Source organism: Actinomadura kijaniata (genome assembly GCF_014138665.1).
GTDB lineage: Bacteria > Actinomycetota > Actinomycetes > Streptosporangiales > Streptosporangiaceae > Spirillospora > Spirillospora kijaniata.
This window is the reverse complement of record NZ_JACJIA010000026.1, coordinates 1-24885: the sequence shown is the minus strand read 5'-3', so window position 1 is coordinate 24885 and position 24885 is coordinate 1. Positions and strand designations below refer to the sequence as shown.

Annotated in this window: 24 protein-coding genes; 18 read left to right on the top strand and 6 right to left on the bottom strand. The window is 74.2% G+C overall.

Annotated features, from left to right (window positions below; all coding sequences use genetic code 11):
• The first annotated feature begins 71 nt into the window (after nucleotides 1-71).
• The 7 genes from mfd (at nucleotide 72) to HNR61_RS45655 (ending at nucleotide 9221) form a co-directional block, all read left to right on the top strand.
• A complete protein-coding gene (mfd, locus tag HNR61_RS45685) occupies nucleotides 72-3566 on the top strand; it encodes a transcription-repair coupling factor (protein ID WP_182849408.1) in 3495 nt (1164 codons plus the stop codon).
• A gap of 36 nt (nucleotides 3567-3602) precedes the next feature.
• Nucleotides 3603-4265, top strand: a complete 663-nt coding sequence (locus HNR61_RS45680) for a SurA N-terminal domain-containing protein (RefSeq protein ID WP_182849407.1) — start codon at nucleotides 3603-3605, stop codon at nucleotides 4263-4265.
• 2 nt (nucleotides 4266-4267) lie between these two features.
• On the top strand, nucleotides 4268-5230 hold the full coding sequence (locus tag HNR61_RS45675) for a nucleoside triphosphate pyrophosphohydrolase (protein WP_182849406.1): 963 nt from the start codon (nucleotides 4268-4270) through the stop codon (nucleotides 5228-5230).
• A gap of 58 nt (nucleotides 5231-5288) precedes the next feature.
• A complete protein-coding gene (locus HNR61_RS45670; RefSeq protein WP_312898419.1) occupies nucleotides 5289-7601 on the top strand; it encodes a transglycosylase domain-containing protein in 2313 nt (770 codons plus the stop codon).
• A 102-nt stretch (nucleotides 7602-7703) separates the two neighbouring features.
• Complete coding sequence (locus HNR61_RS45665) at nucleotides 7704-8648, top strand: NADP-dependent oxidoreductase (RefSeq protein ID WP_182849405.1); 945 nt, start codon at nucleotides 7704-7706, stop codon at nucleotides 8646-8648.
• Nucleotides 8649-8655: 7 nt separating this feature from the next.
• Complete coding sequence (locus tag HNR61_RS45660) at nucleotides 8656-8997, top strand: DsbA family protein (RefSeq protein WP_182849404.1); 342 nt, start codon at nucleotides 8656-8658, stop codon at nucleotides 8995-8997.
• On the top strand, nucleotides 8994-9221 hold the full coding sequence (locus HNR61_RS45655) for a hypothetical protein (protein WP_182849403.1): 228 nt from the start codon (nucleotides 8994-8996) through the stop codon (nucleotides 9219-9221). The genes HNR61_RS45660 and HNR61_RS45655 overlap by 4 nt, the downstream gene beginning before the upstream one ends.
• A 45-nt stretch (nucleotides 9222-9266) precedes the next feature.
• On the opposite strand, the gene HNR61_RS45650 is transcribed toward HNR61_RS45655, so the two are convergent.
• The gene (locus HNR61_RS45650) at nucleotides 9267-9629 is read right to left on the bottom strand and encodes a hypothetical protein (RefSeq protein ID WP_182849402.1); all 363 of its coding nucleotides are present in this window, start codon (nucleotides 9627-9629) and stop codon (nucleotides 9267-9269) included.
• 112 nt (nucleotides 9630-9741) lie between these two features.
• Between HNR61_RS45650 and HNR61_RS45645 the strand changes: the two genes are divergently transcribed.
• Genes HNR61_RS45645 through HNR61_RS45635 form a run of 3 tightly spaced genes read left to right on the top strand, consistent with a single transcriptional unit; the run spans nucleotide 9742 to nucleotide 11306 of the window.
• The gene (locus HNR61_RS45645) at nucleotides 9742-10104 is read left to right on the top strand and encodes a tetratricopeptide repeat protein (protein ID WP_312898418.1); all 363 of its coding nucleotides are present in this window, start codon (nucleotides 9742-9744) and stop codon (nucleotides 10102-10104) included.
• A 57-nt stretch (nucleotides 10105-10161) separates the two neighbouring features.
• Nucleotides 10162-10794, top strand: a complete 633-nt coding sequence (locus HNR61_RS45640) for a DUF6461 domain-containing protein (RefSeq protein ID WP_281400770.1) — start codon at nucleotides 10162-10164, stop codon at nucleotides 10792-10794.
• An 11-nt stretch (nucleotides 10795-10805) separates the two neighbouring features.
• Complete coding sequence (locus HNR61_RS45635) at nucleotides 10806-11306, top strand: SRPBCC family protein (RefSeq protein ID WP_182849400.1); 501 nt, start codon at nucleotides 10806-10808, stop codon at nucleotides 11304-11306.
• Between the two features lie 86 nt (nucleotides 11307-11392).
• Here the strand turns inward: HNR61_RS45635 and HNR61_RS45630 are convergent, their stop codons facing one another.
• Nucleotides 11393-12445 carry a DUF2867 domain-containing protein gene (locus HNR61_RS45630; protein WP_182849399.1) on the bottom strand — a complete coding sequence of 351 codons (1053 nt, stop codon included), beginning with the start codon at nucleotides 12443-12445 and terminating at the stop codon, nucleotides 11393-11395.
• Between the two features lie 140 nt (nucleotides 12446-12585).
• Between HNR61_RS45630 and HNR61_RS45625 the strand changes: the two genes are divergently transcribed.
• Nucleotides 12586-13167, top strand: coding sequence for a TetR/AcrR family transcriptional regulator (locus tag HNR61_RS45625; RefSeq protein ID WP_312898417.1), 582 nt, complete (start codon nucleotides 12586-12588; stop codon nucleotides 13165-13167).
• Between the two features lie 4 nt (nucleotides 13168-13171).
• Here HNR61_RS45625 and HNR61_RS50380 read toward each other — a convergent pair whose 3' ends face one another.
• On the bottom strand, nucleotides 13172-14326 hold the full coding sequence (locus HNR61_RS50380; RefSeq protein ID WP_182849397.1) for a thioredoxin family protein: 1155 nt from the start codon (nucleotides 14324-14326) through the stop codon (nucleotides 13172-13174).
• 264 nt (nucleotides 14327-14590) lie between these two features.
• Between HNR61_RS50380 and sigJ the strand changes: the two genes are divergently transcribed.
• Nucleotides 14591-15466, top strand: a complete 876-nt coding sequence (gene sigJ, locus HNR61_RS45615; RefSeq protein WP_067822371.1) for an RNA polymerase sigma factor SigJ — start codon at nucleotides 14591-14593, stop codon at nucleotides 15464-15466.
• Here sigJ and HNR61_RS45610 read toward each other — a convergent pair.
• Nucleotides 15456-16667, bottom strand: a complete 1212-nt coding sequence (locus tag HNR61_RS45610; RefSeq protein WP_182849396.1) for an MFS transporter — start codon at nucleotides 16665-16667, stop codon at nucleotides 15456-15458. The two genes, sigJ and HNR61_RS45610, sit on opposite strands and share 11 nt — an antisense overlap.
• 64 nt (nucleotides 16668-16731) lie before the next feature.
• On the opposite strand from HNR61_RS45610, the gene HNR61_RS45605 reads away from it, so the two are divergent.
• Complete coding sequence (locus HNR61_RS45605) at nucleotides 16732-17694, top strand: ArsR/SmtB family transcription factor (protein WP_182849395.1); 963 nt, start codon at nucleotides 16732-16734, stop codon at nucleotides 17692-17694.
• Between the two features lie 5 nt (nucleotides 17695-17699).
• A complete protein-coding gene (locus HNR61_RS45600; RefSeq protein WP_182849394.1) occupies nucleotides 17700-18473 on the top strand; it encodes an alpha/beta fold hydrolase in 774 nt (257 codons plus the stop codon).
• Here HNR61_RS45600 and HNR61_RS45595 read toward each other — a convergent pair.
• Nucleotides 18470-19399: a LysR family transcriptional regulator gene (locus tag HNR61_RS45595; protein WP_220510593.1), complete on the bottom strand. Its 930-nt coding sequence runs from the start codon at nucleotides 19397-19399 to the stop codon at nucleotides 18470-18472. The two genes, HNR61_RS45600 and HNR61_RS45595, sit on opposite strands and share 4 nt — an antisense overlap.
• A gap of 97 nt (nucleotides 19400-19496) precedes the next feature.
• Between HNR61_RS45595 and HNR61_RS45590 the strand changes: the two genes are divergently transcribed.
• Nucleotides 19497-20429, top strand: a complete 933-nt coding sequence (locus HNR61_RS45590) for a quinone oxidoreductase family protein (RefSeq protein WP_182849392.1) — start codon at nucleotides 19497-19499, stop codon at nucleotides 20427-20429.
• A 31-nt stretch (nucleotides 20430-20460) separates the two neighbouring features.
• Here HNR61_RS45590 and HNR61_RS45585 read toward each other — a convergent pair whose 3' ends face one another.
• Nucleotides 20461-20778 (bottom strand): hypothetical protein, encoded by a 318-nt coding sequence (locus tag HNR61_RS45585; protein WP_182849391.1) that lies wholly within the window; start codon nucleotides 20776-20778, stop codon nucleotides 20461-20463.
• A gap of 168 nt (nucleotides 20779-20946) precedes the next feature.
• Between HNR61_RS45585 and HNR61_RS45580 the strand changes: the two genes are divergently transcribed.
• From HNR61_RS45580 to HNR61_RS45570, 3 genes are all read left to right on the top strand, one after another.
• The gene (locus tag HNR61_RS45580; RefSeq protein WP_182849390.1) at nucleotides 20947-23016 is read left to right on the top strand and encodes a hypothetical protein; all 2070 of its coding nucleotides are present in this window, start codon (nucleotides 20947-20949) and stop codon (nucleotides 23014-23016) included.
• Nucleotides 23017-23090: 74 nt separating this feature from the next.
• The gene (locus HNR61_RS45575) at nucleotides 23091-24029 is read left to right on the top strand and encodes an alpha/beta hydrolase (protein ID WP_182849389.1); all 939 of its coding nucleotides are present in this window, start codon (nucleotides 23091-23093) and stop codon (nucleotides 24027-24029) included.
• A 50-nt stretch (nucleotides 24030-24079) separates the two neighbouring features.
• Nucleotides 24080-24622 (top strand): DinB family protein, encoded by a 543-nt coding sequence (locus HNR61_RS45570; RefSeq protein WP_182849388.1) that lies wholly within the window; start codon nucleotides 24080-24082, stop codon nucleotides 24620-24622.
• Nucleotides 24623-24885 lie beyond the last annotated feature (263 nt).

Here is a 24885-nt window from a genome sequence, read left to right as displayed (position 1 = left end):
TCGGGCTGTCCCGCAGCGGGGCAGGCGGGGTCGAGCGCAGCCCCTTCGGGGTGGATGAGTAGCGGGCGAAGATGACGCTTTCTGGACTTGTTGATCTGGCGTGCACCGGGACCGGCCTGGCCGGTGCCGTGAGGAACGCGCGCACCGACCACGACCTGGTCGCGCCGCCGTCGATGTGGCCGGTGATCGCCGCCGCGCTGTCGCGGGGCACCGGCGGCGGCGTCGTGCTGGCGGTCACCGCCACCGGCCGGGAGGCCGAGGACCTGGCGGCCGCGCTGACCAGCCTGCTCGACCCCGACCGCGTGGCGCACTTCCCGGCCTGGGAGACGCTGCCGCACGAGAAGCTGTCGCCGCGCTCCGACACCGTCGGCCAGCGCCTGGCCGTGCTGCGCCGCCTGGTCCACCCCGACGCCGACGGGGCCGGCGCCCGGCTGAACGTCGTGGTCACCCCGGTCCGCGCCGTGCTCCAGCCGATCGTGGCGGGCCTGGCCGACCTGGAGCCGGTCCGGCTGCGCGGCGGCGACGAGGCCGACCTCGACGACGCGGTCCGCGCCCTGGTCGAGGCCGGCTACCACCGCGTGGACCTGGTGGAGAAGCGCGGCGAGATCGCCGTGCGCGGCGGCATCCTCGACGTGTTCCCGCCCACCGAGGAGCACCCGCTGCGCGTGGAGTTCTGGGGCGACACCGTCGAGGAGATCCGCTACTTCAAGGCCGCCGACCAGCGTTCCCTGGAGGCCGCCCCGGACGGGCTGTGGGCGCCGCCGTGCCGCGAGCTGCCGCTGACCGGGCGGGTCCGCGACCGCGCCCGCGCCCTCGCCGCCGAGCACCCGGCGCTGGAGGACATCCTCACCCGGATCGCCGACGGCGACACCGTGGAGGGCATGGAGGCGTTCTCCCCGGTCCTGGCCGAACGCATGGAGCTGCTCACCGACCTGCTGCCCGAGGGCAGCGCGGTGCTGGTGTGCGAGCCCGAGCGCATCCGCACCCGCTCGGCCGAGCTGGTCCGCACCAGCCAGGAGTTCCTGGAGGCGAGCTGGGTCAACGCCGCCGCCGGCGGCGAGGCCCCGATCGACCTGGGCGCGGCGGCGTTCCGCAGCCTGGAGGAGGTCCGCGAGCACAACGCCGCGATCGGCCTGGCCCGCTGGACCGTCACCGCCCTCACCACCGAGGGCGACGACGTCCTCGACCTCGGCGTCCAGGCCGCCGAGGCGTACCGGGGCGACACCGCCCGCGTCGTCGGCGACCTCAAGCGCTGGCTGGACGAGGGCCGGCGCGTCGTGCTGGTCACCGCCGGGCACGGCCCCGCCGAACGCCTCGTGCAGCTGCTCGGCGAGGAGGGCCTCGGCGCCCGGCTCACCGACCTGCCCGAGCCGCCCGCGCCCGGCGTGGTCAACGTCGCCACCGGCCTGCTGGAGCACGGCTTCCACTGGCCGGAGATCAGGACGGTCGTCCTCACCGAGACCGACCTGTCCGGCCAGAAGTCCTCCACCAAGGACATGCGGCGGATGCCGTCGCGGCGGCGCGGTGGCATCGACCCGCTCCAGCTCCGCCCCGGCGACTACGTCGTCCACGAGCAGCACGGCGTCGGCCGCTACGTCGAGATGGTGTCCCGGACCGTCCAGGGCGCGACCCGCGAGTACCTGATCCTGGAGTACTCCAAGGGCGACCGCCTGTTCGTCCCGACCGACCAGCTGGAGGAGCTCACCCGCTACGTCGGCGGCGAGGCCCCGTCCCTGCACCGGCTCGGCGGCGCGGACTGGCAGAAGGCCAAGGCCCGGGCCCGCAAGGCGGTCAAGCAGATCGCCGGGGAGCTGATCCGGCTGTACTCGGCGCGGATGGCCAGCCCCGGGCACGCGTTCGGCCCCGACACCCCCTGGCAGCGCGAGCTGGAGGACGCCTTCCCCTACGTGGAGACGCCCGACCAGCTCGCCGCGATCGAGGAGGTGAAGGACGACATGGAGAAGCCGGTCCCGATGGACCGGCTGATCTGCGGCGACGTCGGCTACGGCAAGACCGAGATCGCGGTGCGGGCGGCGTTCAAGGCGGTGCAGGACGGCAAGCAGGTCGCGGTGCTGGTGCCGACCACCCTGCTGGTCCAGCAGCACCTGTCCACGTTCACCGAGCGGTTCGCGCAGTTCCCCGTCACGGTCAAGCCGATCAGCCGCTTCCAGACCGACCGGGAGATCGAGGCGACGCTGGACGGCCTGGCCGGCGGCACCGTCGACGTCGTGGTCGGCACGCACCGCATCCTGTCGTCCAAGACCCGCTTCAAGGACCTCGGCCTGGTCATCATCGACGAGGAGCAGCGCTTCGGCGTCGAGCACAAGGAGGAGCTGAAGCGCCTGCGCACCCAGGTGGACGTGCTGGCGATGTCGGCGACGCCGATCCCGCGCACCCTGGAGATGGGCCTGACCGGCATCCGCGAGATGTCCACGATCCTCACCCCGCCGGAGGAGCGCCACCCGGTCCTGACGTTCGTCGGCCCCTACGAGGAGAAGCAGATCGCCGCCGCGATCCGCCGCGAGCTGCTGCGCGAGGGCCAGGTCTTCTTCGTCCACAACCGGGTCCGCTCCATCGACAAGGTCGCCGCGACCCTGGCCCGGCTGGTCCCCGAGGCGCGCGTGGCGACCGCGCACGGCCAGATGAACGAGCACGAGCTCGAGAAGGTCATGGTCGACTTCTGGGAGAAGAACTTCGACGTCCTGGTCGCCACCACGATCGTCGAGTCCGGCCTGGACGTCCCCAACGCCAACACCCTGATCGTGGACCGCGCCGACATGTACGGCCTGTCGCAGCTCCACCAGCTTCGGGGCCGCGTCGGCCGGGGCCGCGAACGCGCCTACGCCTACTTCCTGTACCCGCCCGAGAGCCCGCTGACCGAGACCGCCCACGAGCGCCTGGCCACCCTCGCCCAGCACACCGAGGTCGGTGCGGGCATGTACGTGGCGATGAAGGACCTGGAGATCCGCGGCGCGGGCAACATCCTCGGCGCCGAGCAATCCGGACACGTCGCGGGCGTCGGGTTCGACCTGTACGTCCGCATGGTCGGCGAGGCGGTCCGCGACCTCAAGGAAGGCGGCCGGGGGGACGCCGGGACCCTGGAGACCAAGGTCGAGCTGCCGGTGGACGCGCACCTGCCGCACGAGTACGTGCCCGGCGAGCGCCTGCGCCTGGACGCCTACCGCCGCATCGCCGCGATCACCGACGAGGCGGAGATCGCGGCCGTGCACGAGGAGCTCAAGGACCGCTTCGGCCCGCTGCCGGTGCCGGTGCTCAACCTGCTGGAGGTGGCCCGGTTCCGGACCAGGGCGCGCCGGGCGGGCCTCACCGACGTGGCGTTGCAGGGCAACTTCGTCAAGTTCGCCCCGGCGGACCTGCCCGAGTCGCGGCAGGTGCGCCTCCAGCGCCTCTACCCCAAGAGCATCCTGAAGGCGACGACCAACACCCTGCTGGTGCCCATGCCGAAGACCGCTCCGCTCGGCGGTCGCCCGCTGCGGGACCAAGAGCTGCTCAAGTGGGCCACGGACCTGGTCGAAGCCCTGTTCCTCGAACCGGCCCGCACCTAGGATTCCCGCCAAAGATCAGCAGCAGAGGGAGTTCACTTGCGCGGCTCACTGAAGATCACTCTGGCGGCGGCGGCCGCCGCGACGGCGCTGAGCGGCTGCGGCGGCCCGGTCGAGGCGGGCGCGGCCGCGCTGGTCGGCGACGAGCGCATCAGCACCGCCACGCTGAACGCCGCCGTGCGCGACTGGCAGCGGGAGTTCCGCGCCGACCCGGTCGCCAACCAGATGCGCGAGCAGCCGCAGTCCGCCGAGCAGCAGATGGGCGGCGACGGCGGCCTGAGCGAGTCCGACATGCGCGGCGCGCTGGCCGTGCTGGTCAACTTCCGGGTCGCCGACGAGGTCGCGCGCCGGTCCGGGGTGACCGTCACCGACGGGCACGTGGACCAGGTCGTGACCGCGATGGACCGGCAGGGCGGCGCGCGCTCCACCACCCTCGCCAACGGCCTGCCCTCCCGCCACACCCGCGACCTGGCCCGCTTCCTGGCGACGCGGGCGCTGGTCGCGCAGAAGCTCGGCGGGGGCGCCGACCCGCAGAGCCCCGCCTCGGCGCAGGCGCGGCAGATGGCGGCGATGCTGTTCGTCAGCACCGCCGGGAAGATGAAGATCAAGGTGAACCCCCGGTTCGGCGGCTTCGACCCCCAGCGGGTCTCGATCGAGCCGGTGCGGTACCACCTGTCCGCCACCGAAACGGGTATCCGCTGACCATGAGCCTGACCCTGCTGGCCACCACCCACCGCGTCGCGCCCGGGCTGCTGTCGTTCCCGGCGTGGCAGGCGCTGCGCGCCGCCGCCCGCGTGTCCGCGCGCGGTGACCACCCCCTGCTGCCGTACCTGGCCGACGCCGGGGTGCACGCCGAGCAGGTCGCCGAACCCGACCCGCGCGCGCTGGTCGCCGAGGCGCGCGAGCGGGACGTGCTGTGGATCGCCGACCCCGACGGCGACGAGGACCTCATGCGCGCCATCGGACGGCTGGTGGTCGACGACCCCCTCGACGTCGAGGTCCTGCACGGCTCCTGGGACCTGCCCGGCGCGCGGCTGCTGGACCTGGTCTCGGTGATGGACACGCTGCGCCGCGAGTGCCCGTGGGACGCCAAGCAGACCCACGAGTCGCTGGTGAAGTACCTGCTGGAGGAGGCCTACGAGGTCAGCGACACCATCGAGCAGGGCGACCTCGGGGCGCTGCGCGAGGAGCTGGGCGACGTGCTGATGCAGGTGGCGTTCCACTCGGTGGTGGCGTCCGAACGCGACGACGACACCGCGTTCACCATCGACGACGTCGCCGCCGGGATCGTGGACAAGCTGGTGCGCCGCCACCCGCACGTGTTCGCCGACGTGACGGTCTCCGGAGCCGACGAGGTGAACGCGAACTGGGAGCAGATCAAGGCGGCCGAGCGGGAGGCCAGGAGCGGCGAGGACGCCTCGGTGTTCGACGGCGTCCCGATGGGGCAGCCCGCGCTGTCGCTCGCCGCGCAGCTCCAGCGCCGCGCCGACCGGCTGGACCCGCCCGCCGACCTGCTCGACCGGCCCGGCGACGATGTCGGTTCCCGGCTCTTCGCGCTGGTCAGGGAGGCGCAGGCGGCCGGGCTGGACCCGGAGGCCGAATTGCGGCGGGTGGCGCGGGGGTTCCGCGACCGGGTCCGGGACTGGGAGCGGGAGCGGACCGCCTGAGCGCGGCAAGATCCATGATGGGGTGGTCGGCGGCGAAAGGCCCGTTTACGCTGACCCCGTGGCGGCCGGGACTGAACGACACGACAGGGACGGCGCCTCCGCGCGTGGCGGACGGCGCACGGGACGCGGGTCGGCGCGCACGTTCGCCGCGAAGGTCCGCGTCGTCCGGAGGCTGGCCGGGCTGGGCGCGCTGGCGGGACTGCTGGTCGCCACGATGCTGGTGCCGATCGCCGGGTCGGTCGGGGTCGGCGCGCGCGACGCCGCCGCCTGGTTCCAGGAGGAGCCGGGCGAGCTGAACACCGGCGTCCCGCTGCGGTCGCGGATCCTGGCGGCCGACGGGTCGACGATCGCGACGTTCTTCTACGAGAACCGCGTCGACGTCCGGCTGGACCGGATCTCCCCGACCATGCGGCGGGCGGTGCTGGCGATCGAGGACAGCCGGTTCTACGAGCACGGCGCCCTGGACGCCAAGGGCACCGTCCGCGCCCTGGCCAGCAACCTGGGCTCCGGCGAGGTGCAGCAGGGCGGCTCGGGCATCACCCAGCAGTACGTCAAGAACCTGCTGCTCACCCATGCCGAGACCGAGGAGGAACGGCAGGCCGCCCGCGCCCTCACCCCCGCCCGAAAGATCCGCGAGCTGAAGTACGCGGCGGCGATGGAGCGCCGCTTCGCCAAGGACGAGATCCTGCGCCGCTACCTCAACATCGCCTACTACGGCGACGGCGCGTACGGCGTGGAGGCCGCGGCCCGCCACTACTTCGGCAAGTCCGCCGCCGCCCTGAACCTCACCGAGTCGGCGCTGCTGGCCGGGGTGATCCGCTACCCCTACGCCTACGACCCGATCCGGCACCCCGACGCCGCCCTCAAGCGCCGCGACGTCGTGCTGGACCGGATGGCCGGGCTCGGCTGGATCGGCGCCGCCGAGGCGCGGCAGGCGAAGGCGCGGCCGCTGGGCCTGCGCGTCAAGAGGACCCACAACGGGTGCGTCACCAGCAAGGCCCCGTTCTTCTGCGACTACGTCCAGCGCGAGATCCTCACCAACCCGGTGTTCGGCCCGACCGCCAAGGCCCGCGAGAAGCTCCTCAAGCAGGGCGGCCTGACGATCCGCACGACGCTGGACTGGAAGACCCAGCGCGCCGCGCAGCGCGCCGTCAACCGGTACGTCCCGCGCCTGAACTCCGCCCGCAAGGCCGCCGCCGAGGCCCTGGTCGAACCCGGCACCGGCCACATCAAGGGCATGGCCGTGGACCGGCTGCTCGGCCCCGACCGGGAGCGCGGCAAGACCTGGATCAACTTCGCCGCCGACGCCTCGCACGGCTCGTCGATCGGGATGCAGGCCGGGTCCACGTTCAAGGCGTTCACGCTGGCCGCCGCGCTGGAGGAGGGGATGCCGTTCGGGCAGCGGTTCATGGCGCCGCGCGCCTACCTGCCCACCGGTTACCGCGACTGCAAGGGCCGCCGCGTCGGCGACCCGAGCAAGGCGCTGAAGAACTCCGCCGACGGCGAGGGCGGCCGGACGTTCAGCCTGGTCACCGGCACCGAGCACTCGGTGAACACGTTCTTCCTCGCCCTGCAGAAGGACGTCGGCCTCTGCGACACGGTGAAGATGGCCGAACGCCTCGGGATGAAGCAGGCCAACGGCAAGCCGCTGGAGCAGTACCCGGCGTTCACGCTGGGGTTCGCGCAGGTGTCGCCGCTGCGGCTGGCCGCGGCGTACGCCGCGTTCGGGGCGCGCGGCCGGTACTGCAAGCCGGTCGCCATCACGCAGATCACCGACTCGGCCGGCCACCGCCTCAAGATCCCCTCGGCCGACTGCCGGCAGGCCCTCGACGAGGACGTCGCCGACGCCGTCAACCACGTCCTGCGCGGCGTGCTCACCAAGGGGACGGCGCGCGGCATGGGCATCGGCCGCCCCGCCGCCGGCAAGACCGGGACGGTCGACAACTTCTCCGCCGCCTGGTTCGCGGGCTACACGCCCGACCTGGCCTCGGCGGTGTGGGTCGGCGACCCGCGCGGCGGCTACCGCTACCCCATGACGAGCCTGTGCATGGACGGCCGCTGCTACGGCTCGGTGTTCGGCGCGACGCTGCCGGCCCCCATCTGGCAGGACACGATGGCGGAGGCGCTGGCGGGCCGTCCGGCGACGCCGTTCCGCCCGCCGTCGTTCCAGTTCTTCACCAAGGGGTCGGGCGAGGACCCGCCGAAGCGTCCGAAGCGTCCGAAGCGGCCCCGGGACCGCGAGGACCGCCGTGACGAGCGCCGTGACGACCGCCGCGGCGACCGGCCGGGCGACGGGCGCCCGGGGGACCGGCCCGGCCCGGACGGCCCCCGGCCGCCGCTCGACCCCGAGGACCCGGACAGCCCCCGCTGACAGGCGGCGCCGACGGGGGTGACCTGCGGGTTCGTGTGGAACCGGTCATGATCGGGTAGATCTCCCGGGGCAGGGGCTCAACGCCGTGAATCGGGGGATCACATGCGAGCCGTCACCGTGTCGGAGTACGGCGCCACTCCGTTGGTGTCGGAGGTGCCGGTGCCCGAGCCCGGCCCCGGGGAGATCCAGGTCAGGCTGATCGCGGCCGGGATGAACCCCCTCGACGCGCTGATCGCCGACGGGTTCCTCAAGGACGGCGTCGAGGCGCGGTTCCCGCTGGTCCTGGGCGTGGACGGCGCCGGGGTGGTGACCGGGGCCGGCGAGGGGGTGACCCGGTTCGGGGTCGGCGAGCAGGTGTACGGGGTGTTCTTCGGGGTGCCCCGGGGCCTTGGCACCTACGCCGAGTACACGGTGGCCGAGGCGGACGGCCCGGTCGCGCTGATGCCGCGCGGCATAGTCTACAGCCAGGCCGCCGCCCTGCCGACCGCGGCGACGGCCGCCCACGGCCTGGTCGAGGAGGCCCGGCTGGGCATCGGCGGCGCCGTGCTGGTGGTCGGCGCGACCGGCGGCGTCGGGCAGATGGCGGTGCAGTTCGCCCGCGACCGGGGCGCGAAGGTGATCGCGACGGCGCGGTCCGACATGGCCGACGAGATGCGGTACCTGGGCGCGGACGCGACCGTCGACCACTCGGCCGGAGACCTCAACCGGCAGGTGCTGGCCGTCCATCCCGGGGGCGTCGACGCCGTGCTCGACCTGGTCAGCGACCGCACCGCCGCCGAGGAGATCGCCCAGGCGCTCAAGCCCGGCGGCGTCTACCTCAGCACCGTCCACTCCCTCAGCCCCGACGCCATGGAGGCCCGGGGCCTGCGGGGCGTCAACTTCGAGTACCGGCCCTCCGCCGCGCTGCTGGAGCGGATCGCCGAGCTGGTCGACGACGGGAAGCTGGTGGTCCGCGTCACCGATCAGGTGTCGCTGGAGGACGCGCCCGAGGCCCTGGCGCGGCTGACGCACGGCGGGGCGCGCGGCAAGACCGTCGTCCGTCCCTGAGCCGCCGGTGTCCGGTCACGTCGCGGTCTCCCGCGAGGGCGACGGCAGGTTCGCCGACCGGCTGCACCCGGAGGCGCCCGCGCCGACCCGGTACGCGCGGGGCGTGGGGTTCGAACCGTGGGAGCGGGGCAACGAGCACAGCGAACGCGTCACCGCGCAACGGAGGGCGGGGGAACGGGCCGGGGTCGGAGGGACCCCGACGTTTTCCGTCAACGGGATGCGGTACGAGGGTTCCTACGACCTGGCCGGGCTGAGCGGCGCGGTCGGGCCGGCGCTGGAACGCGCGGCGGCGGGACCCGGCGCCGCGTTGCGGGACAGGTGCGAACCGAGGAGGGAGGAGGACGGATGAGCGAGTCGGAGAGCGTCCGGGGGAAGCGGGAGCGGATCACCGAGATCGAGGAGTCGGTGGCGGTGCTGCGCCGCGAGCTCGGCGAGCGGACCGACGACCCGATGGACTTCGGCGACGCCGGGCAGGACCTGGAGGCGCGGGAGCAGCAGCTGAGCATGATCGAGGCGCTGGAGGGCGAGCGGCGCAGGCTGCTGGACGAGCTGGGGGAGTCGGACCGCTCCTGAGCGGCGCGGGCCCCCGCCGCGACCGGCGGCGGGGGCCCGCGGCGTTCACGGCCGGGCGTCCCGCAGGTTGCGGGCGACGGTCCGCTGGGCGGTGAGGGCGGCGGTGACGAGGCCCCGCTCGTTGGCGTTCTCGGCCTCGGCGGCGGCGAGCGCCGCCGCTTGCAGGCGCTGGTCGGAGGCCGGCGGGCAGCGGCCGTGCAGGGCGTCGATCACGGCGCGGGTCCGCCGGTTGGCCTGGGCGGCGGCCCGGGGGTTCCGGGCGCGGTCGTGGCGGGTCGCCTCCTCGTTGTGCCGTTCGGCCACGGCGATGTCGCGGGCGCACCGCGCCCACGGGGGGTCGGCGGCGTGCGCGGGGACGGGGGCACAGAGGGCGGCGGTCGCGGAGATGGCGACGAGCAGTCGGGTCATGCCCCTTTCATCATCACGGGTGCCGGTTCGGTTACCCCCCGCGGCCGGGAATGGGGGTGCGGCACATGCGGTTGAAGGTTCAACGACAGCATCGATCGACGGGGAGGCGACCGTGACGGACATCTACGAGGAGTTCCAGCGGGGCCGGATGTTCTTCGACGCGAAGGACTACTCCTCGGCCGCGCGGATCCTGGCCCCGGTCGTGGCCGAGGACGCCGCCAACCGGGCCGCCCTCGAACTCCTGGCCCGCGCCTACTTCCACAGCGCCCAGCTCTCCCGCGCCGAGGACGCGTTCCGCCGCCTGGTGGAGCTCGACCCGGGCAACGGCTGGGCCTACGAGGCGCTGGCCCGCACCCTGGAGCGCCGCAGCGACGGCGCCGGGGCCGCGCGGTTCCGCAAGCTCGCGCAGGCGATGGGCGTCGGGCGCGCCGAGGAGATCGAGGTCTCCGTGACGGCCGCGAACCTGGTCGGCTGAGACCCCGCGCCGGCGGCCCCGTCCCTTCCGGACGGGGCCGCCGGCGTTCGTGGGGGAATGTCGGCCCGGCGTGGCGGCATCCCCTCTCATGATCAAGACCTTTGCGGACTTCGCGTGGACGGACCGCTGCCCCGGCGACCCCCACGAGAGCTACGCCGTGGCGATGGTCCGGGGCCTGCCCCCGGGCAGGTGCTGGAACGGCTCGGGGCAGGCCCCGTCGACCCGCCGCGCGTCACCGGGGCCGAGGCGGTGCACGAGTACGAGCTGGACGGGTGGGAGGGCTCCGGCGACCTCGTCGGTGTCTTCGCGGCCGGGGACTGGGCGGTGGCGTTCGAGCCCGGCTGCCACCGGCTCGCCGACCACGACACGCTCGTCCGGCTGTCGGCGGGCACCCGGCTGGTCGCCCACTCCTCCACCATCAACGGTCATGACCGCTTCACCTGGCGGGAGGACGGCGGGGAGCGCCTCTCGTTCCCGCTGTCCAGCTCCGACGGTCGAGAGCTTCCCACCACCGGCGAGATCGTGGACGCGATGCGCGCCGTGGGCTTCCGGTTCGAGGAGGGGGACGCGGAGCGGGAGGAGTCGATCGCCCTGGCGTTCGCGCCGGCCGAGCACCTCACCGGCGTCGAGCTGACCGAGGAGGTGTTCGAGGAGTCCGAACACCTTCTCGGCGGGGTCGCCGCCGTGTGACGATCCACGGCATGACGGATGATCCGGTGATCGAAGAGAGCGTCCTCGTCCACGCCCCTCCGGACGAGGTGTACGCGGCCGTGGCGGACCTGCGGCGGATGGGCGAGTGGAGTCCGGAGTGCTTCCGGATCTGGGTGCCGGGCGGCGTGGTGCGCCCCGGGGCCGCGTTCGTGGGGTTCAACCGGATCGGCCGCCGGTTCTGGTTCACGACCTGCCGCGTCACGACCGCGCGGCCGGGGGAGGAGTTCGCGTTCCGCGTCACGCTCCTCGGGATCCCGGCCGCGCGGTGGGGCTACCGCTTCGAGGCCGACGGCGACGGCGCCACCCGCCTCACCGAGTACTTCCTCGACCTGCGCCGGGGTTTCCGGGGCTCGCGGCTGTGGGCCGCGCTGGGCGACCGCTACGACCGGGTCCCGCCCGGCGGGCGCGAGCAGCACAACCGCGCCGGGATGCGCACCACGCTGGAGCGCGTCAAGAGGGCGATCGAGTCCTCTCCGCCCGGCACACGGTGACGGCGACGCCGCTCTCGGACGGCACCGGCGGGAACGTCCGCCGTCCCGCGCCGAACGCGACCGGGTGCGTCTGGAGGACGGGCGCGTCACTCATCGCGGGCCCGGATCTTCTCCTCCGCCTCGCGGAGCAGGCCGGGCGCCAACCGGCGGTGGACGGCCGCCAGGGGCGGCCACACGTAACGGCCCAGGGGGCGGTCGTAGCGCAGGAACGTCCCCAGCGACACCCGCCCGTCGGCCGCCTGCACGACAAGGCGGTCGGTCAGGAACCACGAGGCGGCCTCCAGCCGGATCCAGCCCTCGCCGCGTTCGGCGATCCGCCATCCGGCCACGGTGTCCGGCGACCGCCCCCGGCTGAGCCGGATCCCGAGCAGGCCGCTCCAGATCAGCCGTTCCGCGGGGGTGGGGACGTCGCCGAACATCGCCCGCGCCCACTGCTCGGGCGTCGCGTCCGCGTCGGTGGGCAGGGTGAAGTGGTCGACGTAGTCGCCGTCGGGCAGCGCGCCGAGGGCGCGGACGGACTCGGGCACGTCGCGCGTCCCCACGACACCGGTGACGGGGGCCGCGTCGCGGTCCCGCCACGCCTGTTCGCACTGCCGGACCAGTGCCGGGAAGACGACGAGGCGCCGGAACGGCGCGATGGCGGCCATGTAGAGGCGCCCGGGAAGGCCGGCGGGTTTCACGAGGACCGCCATGCGGAGCTCGTGCCCGCCCTCGACCGGCGCCCATCCCAGGTGGATGACCGCGTGGACGGTCGCGCTCGCCCGTTCGAGGGCGCACTCGTCGTCGAGCTCGTAGACCGGGGTGAACGGCGCCGACCCTGCCGGGGCCGCGCGCAGGTCGTCCGGCAGGCGGTCGCGCAGCGACCGCACGCGCGTTCCGACGCCCGTCTCCGGCCCGTCCCAGCCGAACAGGGCGCCGAGCCGCCGGCGCGCCGCGAACAGCAGGCGGACCGGCAGGGGGTCCTTGGCGGGGCCGCCGGACGGCCGCATCGTGGCGAGCGCGGCGGCGCGCGCGGCGGGGAAGTCGTCCGGCCCGGCGCCGGGCGTGCGGATCGCCCACACGTCCTCGACGCGGAAGCCGTCGGCGATCTCGTGGATCCGCCAGGGGCGGGCGGCGTGCGCGCCGTTCGGGAGCCTCACGGCCGCGCTCCGCCGGGGACCGGTACGGGACAACGGGTCATCTCAGCTTCCCCCACGTGGCTATACGGTAGCGTATAAGCCGAGGCTAGCTCTTTTATACGGTTGCGTATATCCGATGGAATGGTGAGGTGGGGCACATCGTGGGCGCTGCTCGCACGCCGCGGGAGAGATGGATCGAGGAGGGGCTGCGGGCGCTGGCCGACGGCGGTCCCGGAGCCGTCCGCGTCGAGGCGCTGGCCAAGCGGCTCGGCGTCACCAAGGGCGGGTTCTACGGGTACTTCGCCGACCGCGACGCGCTGCTGGAGGCGATGCTCGACACCTGGGAACGGGAGAGCACCGACGAGGTGATCGACCGCGTGGAGCGCGAGGGCGGCGACCCGAGGACCAGGGCCCGGCGCGCGGGCATGCTCACCTTCTCCGACGACCGGCTGCTGCCCATCGACCTGGCCGTCCGGGACTGGGCCCGGCGCGACGAGGCGGTCGCCGAGCGCCTGCGGCGGGTGGACGACCGGCGCATGGCGCTGCTGCGCGAGACGATCGGCACCTTCTGCTCCGACCCCGACGAGGTCGAGGCCCGCAGCCTGATCGCGTTCTGCGTGGCGATCGGCGAGCACTTCCTCGCCGCCGACCACCGGGGCCGCACCCGGGCCGAGGTCCTCACCCGCGCCGCCGACCTGATCCTCGACCGCCCCGCGCGCGGCGCCCGCGAAGGCGGCCGCTAGCCCGCTACAGCAGGGGGTCCACGAACGAGCTCAGGTCCCGGCGGGGGAGCGCGCCCGCCTGCGTGGCCACCGCCTCCCCGTTCCGCAGCATGATCAGCGTCGGGACGCCCTGCACGTCGAAGCGGTCGGCCACCTCGGGCACCAGATCGACGTCGACCTTCGCGACGGTGAGGCGGTCGGCGTAGTCGGCGGCGAAGCGGTCGATCACCGGGCCGAGCTGCTTGCACGGCCCGCACCATCCCGCCGTGAAGTACGCCAGGACCGGGCTGCGCTCCGCCAGCACCCGGTCGAACGCGGCCGTGTCGTCCACCACCCGGACCGCCGCCGAGTCCAGGTCCTCCAGGTCGGCGGCCGTCATCGTCTCCAGTTGCGCGCGCGGGTACCACAGCCCGTTCACGTCCAGGTCGGGCAGCGTCCGCAGCAGCTCCAGCCGCTCCGCCCCGGTCAGCGGATCGGTGCCGTCGCGCCGCTTCAGGTCCAGGATCTCCAGCTCCCGCATCCCCGCGCAGAACGCCAGCCGGTCCGGGGCGAGCGGAGTGTCGGTCCACAGCGTCAGCGACTCCAGCTCCGACAGCCCCGCCAGCGACGGAAGGGCGTCGGCCTCGATCCTCCCGGCCGTCAGGTTCAGGGTGAACAGCGTCCCGATCCGCCCGATCGCCTCCAGCGCCGTCGCGTTCACCTCCGGCCGGTGCAGCTCCAGCACCATCAGCGACGTCTCCGCCAGCGAGGCCAGCCACGCGCCCGTGCCGCCGTCGTCCTCCACCGCGAGGATCTCCAGCTCCGGCAGCCGCCCCAGCACCGCCAGGTCCTCGTCGCCGCCGCCGGGCCGCTCCAGCACGACCTGGAACAGCTCCCGCTGCCGGACCAGCCGCCGCAGCCCCTCGGCCGTCACGCCCATCGCCGCGAACCCCGCCAGCGCGTCCTCCGGCAGGTCGTCCAGGAACCACAGGTCCCCGGCCGGCTCCTCGTCCGACATCTCCAGCGACGCCGTGTGCCCGGCCGGAAGCGTCAGGATCCCCTGCGCGGACACCACCAGGGAGTCCTCGTCGCCGACCGACTGGATCTGGAGGTGGCCGACCGGGTCGGCGGGGAACCGCAGGGTCAGGTCGCCCCGCTCCCACAGCCGCCGGTGGTACTCGTTCTCCACGGCCTCGGTCACTGGTCGGCCCCCCGCGTTCCGGACATCCCGTCTGCCAACGGTCTGTCCGAACGGGGACGACCGCATACCGTTCCTGACGGAAAGATGGCCGTGCCTTGGGAAAAGCGCTCACCTGGGCCTGCCGCTCCGCGGGGTGGGGCGGGAACGCTAGATTCGCCCCGAACGCGGACCGCGCGACCGCGACCGGCCGCCGCCCGTCACATCGGACCGGTCCCCTCCGTCAGACAGGTGACGGAGCACGGCGCGAAAGGGAGAGGGTGGCCGGTGGACGACAAGGACCTTCTGGCGAAGCAGTTCGAGGAGCACCGTTCGCACCTGCGTTCGGTGGCCTACCGGATGCTCGGCTCGCTCAACGAGGCCGACGACGCGGTGCAGGAGGCGTGGTTCCGGCTGGCCCGCGCCGACGCCGCCGAGATCGACAACCTGGGCGGCTGGCTGACCACCACCGTCGGCCGCATCTGCCTGGACCTGCTGCGGTCCCGCAGGTCGCGGCGCGAGGAGTTCGGCGACGCCCACGTGCCCGACCCGGTCGTCAGCGACGGCGCCGACCCCGAGCGCGAGATCATGATGGCGGACTCGGTCGGGATCGCGCTGATGGTGGTCCTGGAGACCCTCGGCCCGGCCGAGCGGCTGGCGTTCGTGCTGCACGACATGTTCGCGGTGCCGTTCGAGGCGATCGCCCCGATCGTGGAGCGCACCCCCGCCGCCACCCGCCAGCTCGCCAGCCGCGCCCGCCGCCGCGTGCAGGACAGCGCCCCGGTCCCCGACCCCGACCTGGAACGCCAGCACGCGGTGGTCAGCGCGTTCCTGGCCGCCGCCCGCGACGGCGACTTCGACGCGCTGCTGGAGGTCCTGGACCCCGACGTGGTGTTCCGCATGGACGGCGGCGACGGCCGGCCCGCCGCGACCCTGCTCATCCGCGGCGCGCAGGCGGCGATCCGGCAGGCGCTGGTGTTCGCCCGGTTCGGCCTTCCGGTCAAGTCCCGCCCGGTCGTCGTCAACGGCGGCGCGGGCCTGCTGGCCGGGGACCCCGGCGAGCTGTTCTCCGTCATGGCGTTCACGATCGTCAACGGGCGGATCACCCGGCTGGACGCCGTGGCCGACCCCGACCGCCTGGCCGCCCTCGACCTCACGTTCTGACCGCCGCGCCCGCCCCGTCGTCCGCCGGAGACGGACGCCCCGTCCGGCCGGGCCGCAGCCCCGGCGCCAGCAGCAGCGTCACCACCAGCGACGCCGCCGCCATCACCACGATGCCCGTCTCCGGCGACGTGCGCTGCGCGACCGCGCCCGCGACCGTCGCCGCCACGCCCTGCATCGCCATCATCCCCGACGAGTGCAGCCCGAGCGCCTGCCCGTGCATCTCGTCGGGGGTCAGGTCCATCAGCAACTCCTGCGCCACCAGCGACGATCCGTACCCCACCGCCGCCACCAGCGTCGCCACCGCCACCACCGGCAACGGCGGGTCCACCGCGAACACCAGGTACGGCGCGGCCAGCAGCACCAGCAACGGCACCCCCAGGCGCCGCCGCACCCCCGCCGGCAGGAACCGCCCCACCAGCGTGTCACCGGCCAGCATCCCCACCGCCGCCAGCGCCATCAGCGTCCCCGCGTGCGCGGGGGAGTACGGCACGAACAGCGCCTCGGCCCCGACGATGAGACCGTTCGGCACCCACATCGCCAGGAACGCGTACCGGCGCGGCACCGAGGACCACAGCAGCCGGTTGACCCGCCACGTCTCCCGCACCGACGCCCGCCCCGTCGCGCGCGGCGCCCGCGACGACAGCCCGAACCACGCCGCCGCCGCGCCCAGCAGGTTCAGCGCGACCGCGCACAGCAGCGTCCCGCGCGCCGACAGCACCGCCACCAGCAGCCCGCCGAGCCCGAACCCGCCGATCTGCACCACCCCGGCCGCCATGTTCATCACCGACCGGCCCAGCAGATACCCCTCGCGCGGCAGCACCTCGCTGAGCAGCCCCAGCCGCACCCCGCCGCCCACCGACGCGACGAGCCCCAGGGACAGCACCACCGCCAGCAGCCCCCACACCGGCATCCCCGGCAGCGCCAGCGCCGCCGTCCCTACCGCGAACAGCAGCCCCGCCCATGTCATCGCGGCGCGCGGCGGCAGCCGGTCGGCCGCCGACATCAGCAGGGTCGCGCCCAGCAGCTGCGCGAACGTCGTCCCGAACATGCTCAGCGCCGACAGCAGTGGCGACCCCGTCAGCTCGAACACCAGCACCCCGAGCGCCAGCCCGGCCACCGTGTTCGCCGCCACCTGCGCCGAGAACGCCCCGAACAGCGCCCCGAACTCCGGTGTCCGGAACAACTCCCGATAAGTACGCATGCGGGGAATCATGCGCACCCCCGGTCCCGCCCCCGTTACTCTTTCGCGTGGAGGCGAAACAATCATGGGCTGGTGGAGAGTCGACGCCGACACCCTCGCCCGCGGCCGCTTCGTCGTCTCCCCGCTCGCCGAGACGACCGCCGCGCTCCAGACCCTGCACCGCGCCGCCCCCGCCCACCCCGGCGAACGCGCCTGGCTGAGCACCCACCTGCCCGCCTACCGCGCCCGCCTCGCCGCCGATCCCGTCGCCGCCGCGCTCGTCCGCGTCGGCCTCGGCGGCTCCTGGAACGCCGACTTCCTCACCCCGGTCCCCACCGGAGCGGCGTTTTCCGACGAGGCCGGCCGCGTGCGCGCCACCCCGCCCGCCGCCGCCCGCGCCGACCTGGAGGTCGCCGCCGGCGGCCCGCTGCCGCCCGTACTGGACGTCCCCGACCTGCCCGAACGCGCCGCCGCCCTGCTCACCTGGGTCTGGCGGACCGTCGTCGGCCCCGACTGGCCGCGGCGCCGCCGCCTGCTGGAGGCCGACCTGGTCGCCCGCACCGGCCAGCTCACCCGGCACGGCTGGGCCGCCGCCCTCGACGACATGCGCCCCGGCATGCGCTGGCTCGGCGACGGCCGCCTCCAGGTCAACGCCTACGACTACCCGCCCCGCGAGATCTCCGGCGAGCGCCTGTTCTTCGTCCCGGTCACCGCCCGCCGCGGCTGGGTCGCCTGGGAGGCGGACCGCAACGCCGTCGTCTACCCCTGCTCGGGCGTCCTCGCCGCCGACCGGCCGCCCGCCCCGCGCGCCCTGGCCGCCCTCCTCGGCGGCCCCCGCGCCGAGATCCTCGTCCTGCTCGACACCCCCAAGAGCACCAGCCAGCTGGTCGCCCTCACCGGCCAGGCCCTCGGCTCCACCGGCCGCCACCTGAGGATCCTGCGCGACGCCGGCCTGCTGGAACGCCGCCGCGCCGGCCGGTCGGTCCTCTACTACCGCACCCCCGCCGCCGACGCCCTCCTGGCGGCGGGAACGCCGCGGGTAAGCTGACCGGCATGACCGAGACCCTCCCCGTCCAGTACTTCGACGGCCGCGACGGCGCGCGCCTCGCCTACCGCGAGACGGGAGAGGGCAGGCCCCTCGTCCTCATCCACGGCTACTTCTCCACCGCCACGGTCAACTGGATCCGCTACGGCCACGCCCCCAAGATCGCCGCCGCCGGATTCCGCGTGATCATGCCGGACCTGCGCGGCCACGGCGACAGCGCCGCCCCCCACGACCCGGCCGCCTACCCGCCCGACGCCCTCGCCGACGACGGCTTCGCCCTGCTGGACCACCTGGGCCTGACGGACGGTGGCTACGACCTGGGCGGCTACTCCCTCGGCGCCCGCACCACCGTCCGCATGCTGGCCCGCGGCGCCCGCCCCGGCCGCGCGATCCTGTCGGGCATGGGCCTGAAGGGCATCGTCCGCACCGAGGGGCGCGGCGGCTACTTCCACCGCGTCCTGACCAACCTCGGCACCTTCGAACGCGGCACCCCCGAATGGCGCGCGGAGGCGTTCCTCAAGACCGTCGGCGGCGATCCGCAGGCCCTGCTGAACGTCCTCAACACGTTCGTCGACACCCCGCGCGAGACCCTCGACCACATCCTCACCCCGGCCCTCGTGGTCTGCGGCAGGGACGACCACGACAACGGCTCCGCCCGGGACCTCGCCGACGCCCTCCCCGAGGCCCGCTACGCCGAGATCCCCGGCAACCACATGAGCGCCGTGACCCGCGCCGAACTCGCCGACGCGATCGTCGACTACCTGACGGCCACGCCCGCCTAGCGCGCGTCCCGCGGGCCGTGGCCGGACGGGCCCCGGCGGCCGTCGGCGGCGGCCAGGGCGCGCGGCACGGTGGCCCTGAGCGCGGCGACCAGGTCGCGGACCAGCGTGGAGGCCGCCATCTCCCTGGTGACCGCGTAGCCGACGCGGCGCAGGGGAGCGTCCCCGGTGAGGTCCATCGCCGACACCCGCGCGGGCGCGCCGGCCACCGTGAGGCGCGGCACGATCGCGACCCCCAGCCCGTGGTCGACCATCGAGACCACCACGCCGTCGTCCCGCACCGTCATGCTCCCGGCGGGGATCCAGTCCTGTCCGGCCAGCCACCGCCTGGTGTCGGCCGAGCAGTTCTCATGCCAGTTGATCAGCGGCAGGGACCGGGGGTCGGGGTGCCCCGCCGGATAGGCCATCACGTACGGCTCGTCGAACAGCTCCCCGTACACGAGCCCCTCGACCTGCGCGGGCAGGCCCAGCACCCCGATCTCGGCGTGGCCGTCCAGCACCTCGCCCGCGATGCCCCTGCCGAGGTCGGCGACGATGCGGACGTCCACCGTGACCTTGGGGTGGCGGTGGCCGAACCGCACCAGCGCGGCGGGCAGCAGGTGGAAGGCCGCGCTCCGGAAGGCGGCCACCCGCAGGGTGCCGGTGGCCTGCCCCCCGTCCGCGTGGTGGGCCTCGGCCCGCATGACGTCCATCATCGCCAGGACGCGGCGCGCGTGCCCGACCACCGTCTCGCCCGCGGCGGTCGGCCGCGCCCCGTGCCGCCCGCGCCGGAACAGCACCGCGCCGATCTTGCGCTCGGCGCTCCGGAGCGCGTGCGAGACGGCGGGCTGGGTCAGGTCCAGCCGCACGGCGGCCCCGCTCAGGCTGCCCTCCCCGGCCACCGCGACCAGCACGCGCAGCTCGGCGGCGGTCAGATCATCCCTCTGCACGCCACCGAATTTATATAAACACCCTTCATGGAACGTCCCCGAGCCGGTGACGGGACCACCTGGCCGGGGCGCCACCGGGCTCCTAGCGTCAGGTTCCATGCACGTTGTCCACGTACCCCGCCACGGCGGCCCCGAAGTCCTGACCATGACCGAACTGCCCGACCCGGTCCCGGAGCCGGGCCAGACCCTGGTGGAGGTGGAGGCGGCGGGGATCAACTTCGCCGACCTGGCGCAGATCCGCGGCGCCTACAACCCCCGGCCGCTGCCGTTCGTGCCGGGGGCGGAGGTGGTGGGGCGGACCGCCGACGGCCGCCGGGTGATGGGCCTGACCCGGAACGCCTACGCCACCATGGCCGTCCTCGACCGGCCGACCGAGATCCCCGAGGACCTGCCCGCGGGCCGGGCGCTCGCCCTCCTGGTCCAGGGGCTCACCGCCTGGCACCTGCTGCGCACCGCGGCCCGCGTCGTCCCCGGCGAGAGCGTCGTGGTCAACGCGGCGGCGGGCGGCGTCGGCCATCTGGCCGTCCAGCTCGCCCGGCACTTCGGGGCCGGACGCGTGATCGGCACCGCCTCGACCCCGGACAAGCGCGCCCTGGTGCTGGAACTCGGCGCGGACGCGGCGGTGGACGGGACCGCGGACGGCTACGCCGAACGGGTCGTCGAGGCGAACCACGGCCGGAAGGCCGACATCCTGCTGGACGCCGTCGGCGGAGAGGTGCTGGAGGCGGGCCTGGACGCGCTCGCCCCGTTCGGGCGCCTGGTCACCTACGGCACGTCGGGCGGCGGCGCCGACACACCGGTGTCCCGGGAGCGGCTCAGCCTGACCAACACCGCCGTGATCGGCTACTGGCTCGGCGGCTCCCTGCACCTGCCGGGCATGCTCGACCCCCTCGCGGACCTCCTCGACCTGACCATGGCGGGTCGGCTGCGCCCCCAGGTGGGCGGCACCTACCCGCTCTCGCGGGCACGGGAGGCGCTGGAGGACCTGGCGGCCCGCCGGACGCGGGGCAAGCTCGTCCTGCGCCCCTGAGACACGTCCCGGGAGCGCGGGAGAGGCCGGGTCAGGGGGGCCAGCCGGCGAGCAGCACGCTGCTCAGGACACCGGCCGTGCTCCCCTCCAGGACGGTGCGCAGGCTCTGGCCGAGGGCCCGGACGCGCTGGTGGTCGGGCGGCCGTTCGCCGGCGGGGCGGAGGATCCCCTCGACGAGGGACTCGATCTCGGCCCGGCGCTCCTCCGGCAGGTCGAGTTCGGGGAGGGCCCGCCGGACCTCGCGGGCGAACTCCGCGAGCCGCGCGGCGTCCGACGCGGCGTCCGGTGGCGCGGCGGGCGGGCCGGTCGAAACGACATTGCCATTACCGATCACCAACTGGCCCGGCATGTCCCCATTTATGTCAATGCTGGTAAAAGAAGGTGTTTGTTCCGCCACCAATGATCCCTCCATCGAGCTTGGCGAACTCCATGCGCGAGCATTAGGGGAACTTTACGATAGCCGTTAGTCGCCAGGGCTTTCGGTGTTCGCTGGCATTGTCGGGTCGGGGATTCGTAAATGGGGAAGAACAGGCGGAAAGCGCAGCGGATCGACGTGCGCGTAGGGACGAACTCCGGGACGCTCATCATCGGCGACCGCAACGTCGCCAACGAGACCGGGGACACGGCGATCCGGAAACGGTCCGACGGCCCGCCCCGCGTGCGTCCGCGCGTCAGGCCCAAGGAACGGGCCGACCCCTCCTGCGCGGACATGCCCCTGGACCTCAAGGCGGACCTGGCGGGACTGGCGCGGTGGACCGAGGCCGGACGGCCCGTCCAGCTCGTGGGGCGCCGGGGTTCGGGACGGACGACGCTGCTCACCCATCTCACCGCCCGCTGCGTGGAGCGCGGCACCGACGTGGTGTTCCTCCACGCCGCCGGAGCGGACGTCGACGACGTCGTCCAGGACCTGTTCCGGGCCTGCTATGGCATGGGGCGCTACCGCCCGAGGCCGCCCGAGCTCCGGCGGCTGATGGCCTCGATCCAGGCGCTGGTCGTCATCGACGACTTCACCGGCACACCCGCCGACCTGGACCGGCTGCTCCGGCTCGTCCCCTCCGGCAGGCTGGTCGTCTCCTCCTCCCGGCGGCTGCCCTGGAAGGCGGGCCAGACCGTCGAGATCGGCGGCCTGGCGCCGCGCCCGGCGATGGAACTGGTGGAACGGTGCCTGCGACGCCCCCTCACCGGCGAGGAACGGGCCGCCGCCGAGCGCTTCCGCGAACTGGTGGACGGGCACCCGCTCGCCCTCACCCAGGCGGCCGCGGCCCTCGGGAACCGGGCCGGGGCCCTGTCCGACCAGCGGAGCCTGGTCGACGCCCTCGCGACCGGGCTCACCGGGACCGACCACGCCGTCCTGCGCGTCCTCCACGCGCTGGACGGCCTCGACGTCCCGTGGCCGATGGTCGAGAACCTCATCGGGAACCCGCTGGGCCGGGACACGGTCGACCGGCTGACCGCGGCGCGGCTGCTGGCCGAGGAGGGGACGCGCCTGCGGGCGCTCGCCCCCGGCGCCACCCTGGTCGTCGACTCCGCCGGCCGGTCCCCCGACACCGCGCGGCGGGCCTCGGCCCTGGCCGGATGGGTGAGGACGGCGACCGACCGGGAGGTCGGGGACGCGGCCGCGATCATCGTGCGCGTCCTGGAGCTCACCGCCGCGGAGGACGAGCACGGCGCCGCCCTCGCCCTGGCCCGCGCGGCGGCCCCGGCCCTGTGCCGCACGTTGCGGTGGGGATCGTGGCGGCGCGTGCTGGCCGTCGGCGCCGAGTCCGCCCGGGCGGCGGGCTCGACCGGGGACGCGGCCTACTTCGAACGCGAGGAGAGGACCCGGCGCAGGGCGCTGGCCCGCGGGTTCTGGATCGGGACCGCCGCCGGAAGCGGGTTCCTGCTCGGCCGGCGCCTCGCCGCGCACCAGGGCCCGGCGGGCGGCGTCAAGGGCTGCCTGGTGGCCCCCGGCGCGCTGACCGCGTTCACGGCCGCCGCCGTGGCGCTCCTCTTCGGGGCCGTCGGCTACGCGACCTCCCCCGAACCGGAAAGGAACCCGGCGAACAGCGGAGGGGCGGTGCCCACGCTCTCCGTCCCCACGTTCCCCACGCCCTCTCCCCGAGGCACCGCGCCCCCGGCCACCGGCCCGTCACCCCGGGCCCTCCCCAGGACACCGCCTCCGTCCCGCCCCGCCGCGAGCCCGCCCGCCAGGAAGCCCCCGGCCGCCTCGTCGCCCCCGCCGACCACGCGGACGCCGAGAACCCCGCCGACCACGGCGGCCAGAGTGCGCCCCCCAGAACCGACCAGCGCCGAAGGTTTCTGGAGCAAGGACGGGTACATGCTCGAATTCCCCGCGAACGCCGACAAGGCGACGTGGTCGAACATCGTCCTGTCCTTCGAGGAGGAGGGCGAGTGGAAATGGCGCTATGACTGCAACACCGCCGACCCCGTCCCGCTGACCGAACGCGACCCGGTCCCGATGACCTGCTGGCTGGACGGCGGCGAGAAACCGGGCCCGGGAACCGTCACCCGCACCGCGGAGAACAGCGTCCGGCTGATCGTCGAGGGGGACCCCGAGGTCTCCGGCTTCTACCACCGCTCCCGCTGACCGGCCGGACCGGGAGCGCACGACGCGGCGTTCGGCCAGAACCACTCCGCCCGCCGCTCGGTAGATTGCGCGGCATGGCCGTCCACCCCCTGATCCGAGCCTTCCTGACGCTGAACACCGAACCGAAGGGCCCCGACCCCCAGCCCGTCGCCGAGCGCCGCGCCGCCGACGCCCGCGGCCTCACCATGCGCACGGTCATGCGCCGCACCCGCCGCCCCCTCAAGGTCACCGAACACCGGATCCCCGTCACCGACGGCGAGATCACCGTCCGCGTCTCCACCCCGCTCGGCCCCGGACCCCACCCCGCGCACGTGTACTTCCACGGCGGCGCGTTCTGGCTCGGCAGCATGGACGAGTACGACCCGCTGTGCCGCTGGTACGCCGCCGAGGCCGGGTGCGCCGTCGTCAACGTCGACTACCGCCTGGCCCCCGAACACCCGTACCCCACACCGCCCGAGGACTGCTACGCCGCGTTCCGGTGGACGGTGACCAAGGCCACCGACCTCGGCGTCGACCCCGCCCGGATCTCCGTCGGCGGCACCTCGGCCGGAGGCTCCCTGGCCGCCGCCGTCACCCTGATGGCCCGCGACCGGGGCGGCCCCGCGCCCACGTTCCAGCTCCTGGAGATCCCCACGCTGGACGCGACGCTCAGCAGCCCGTCCATCGCCGAGTTCGCCACGGGCCACCTGCTGACCCGCGACTTCATGCGGGAGGCGGCGGACTTCTACGTCCCCGACGAGTCCCGCCGCCGCGAGCCCTACGCGTCCCCCCTCCTGGTGGAGGACCTCACCGGCCTGCCCCCGGCCCGCATCGCCGTCGCCGAATGCGACCCGCTGCGCGACGAGGGGGAGTCCTACGGCGCCCGCCTCCGCCAGGCGGGCGTTCCGGTGGAGGTCCGACGCTACGCGGGACACGTCCACGGCTCGCTCTACGTCACCAGGGCACTGCCGTCGGCCCGCCGCTTCCTCGCCGACAACGTCGCAGCCCTACGCGAAGCACACAAAACCGAATGAACGCCGGCGGGCATGCGACCCTGAAATCCGGCCACCTTCCCGGAGGCGCCATGAACCGGACAGCGGACGCCCTGCTCAAGGCCCATGACCTCGTCCATGCACGCCTCCTCGCCCGCCTGGAGGGCATGACCGACGCCGAGTACCTCTGGGAACCGGCCCCGATCATCTGGACACTGCGCCACGACGGGACGACCGGCCGCTGGCTGATCGACGGCGAGGGCGGCGGCGGCCCGGCACCGGACCCCGTCCCCATCCCGACGATCGCCTGGCGGATCGGGCACATCGGCCTGACGTTCCTGGACTTCGGCAACCGCCTGCTCGCCGACCACCTGATCACCCTGGACGACGCGACGTTCGCGGGCACGGCCACCGAAGCCGTCGACTTCCTGACCACCCACTACCGGTACTGGCGGGAAGGACTGGCGACACTGGACGACAGCCGCTGGTGGAAGCCCATCGGGCCAAAGTTCAACGCCTTCGCCGAGGACACGACCACCGACCTGGTCCTGCACGTCCTGGACGAGTTCACCCACCACGGCGCGGAGATCGGAGTACTGCGCGACCTGTACCCGCACTGGGGGAACCCGCGCTGACCACCCCGCCGCCACGACCGCACCCGGACCCGTTCCACCGCCGTGACCAGGGAAGACGCCAGACCCCAAAATTTCTTCGGCCGGTTGGTTTGACGCCTCCTGCGGGAGGGCATACATTCTCTCCCTGTCCCCAACGGGATGCAGGACGTCCACGAGGCGGCCGGCCCGGGGGAACCCACCAACGATCACGCCGACGAGGCGGTTTCGTCGCGTCCGCGTGCCCGTAGGTGGATCTCCGTTTCTGCGGAACCGCTCGATTTTGC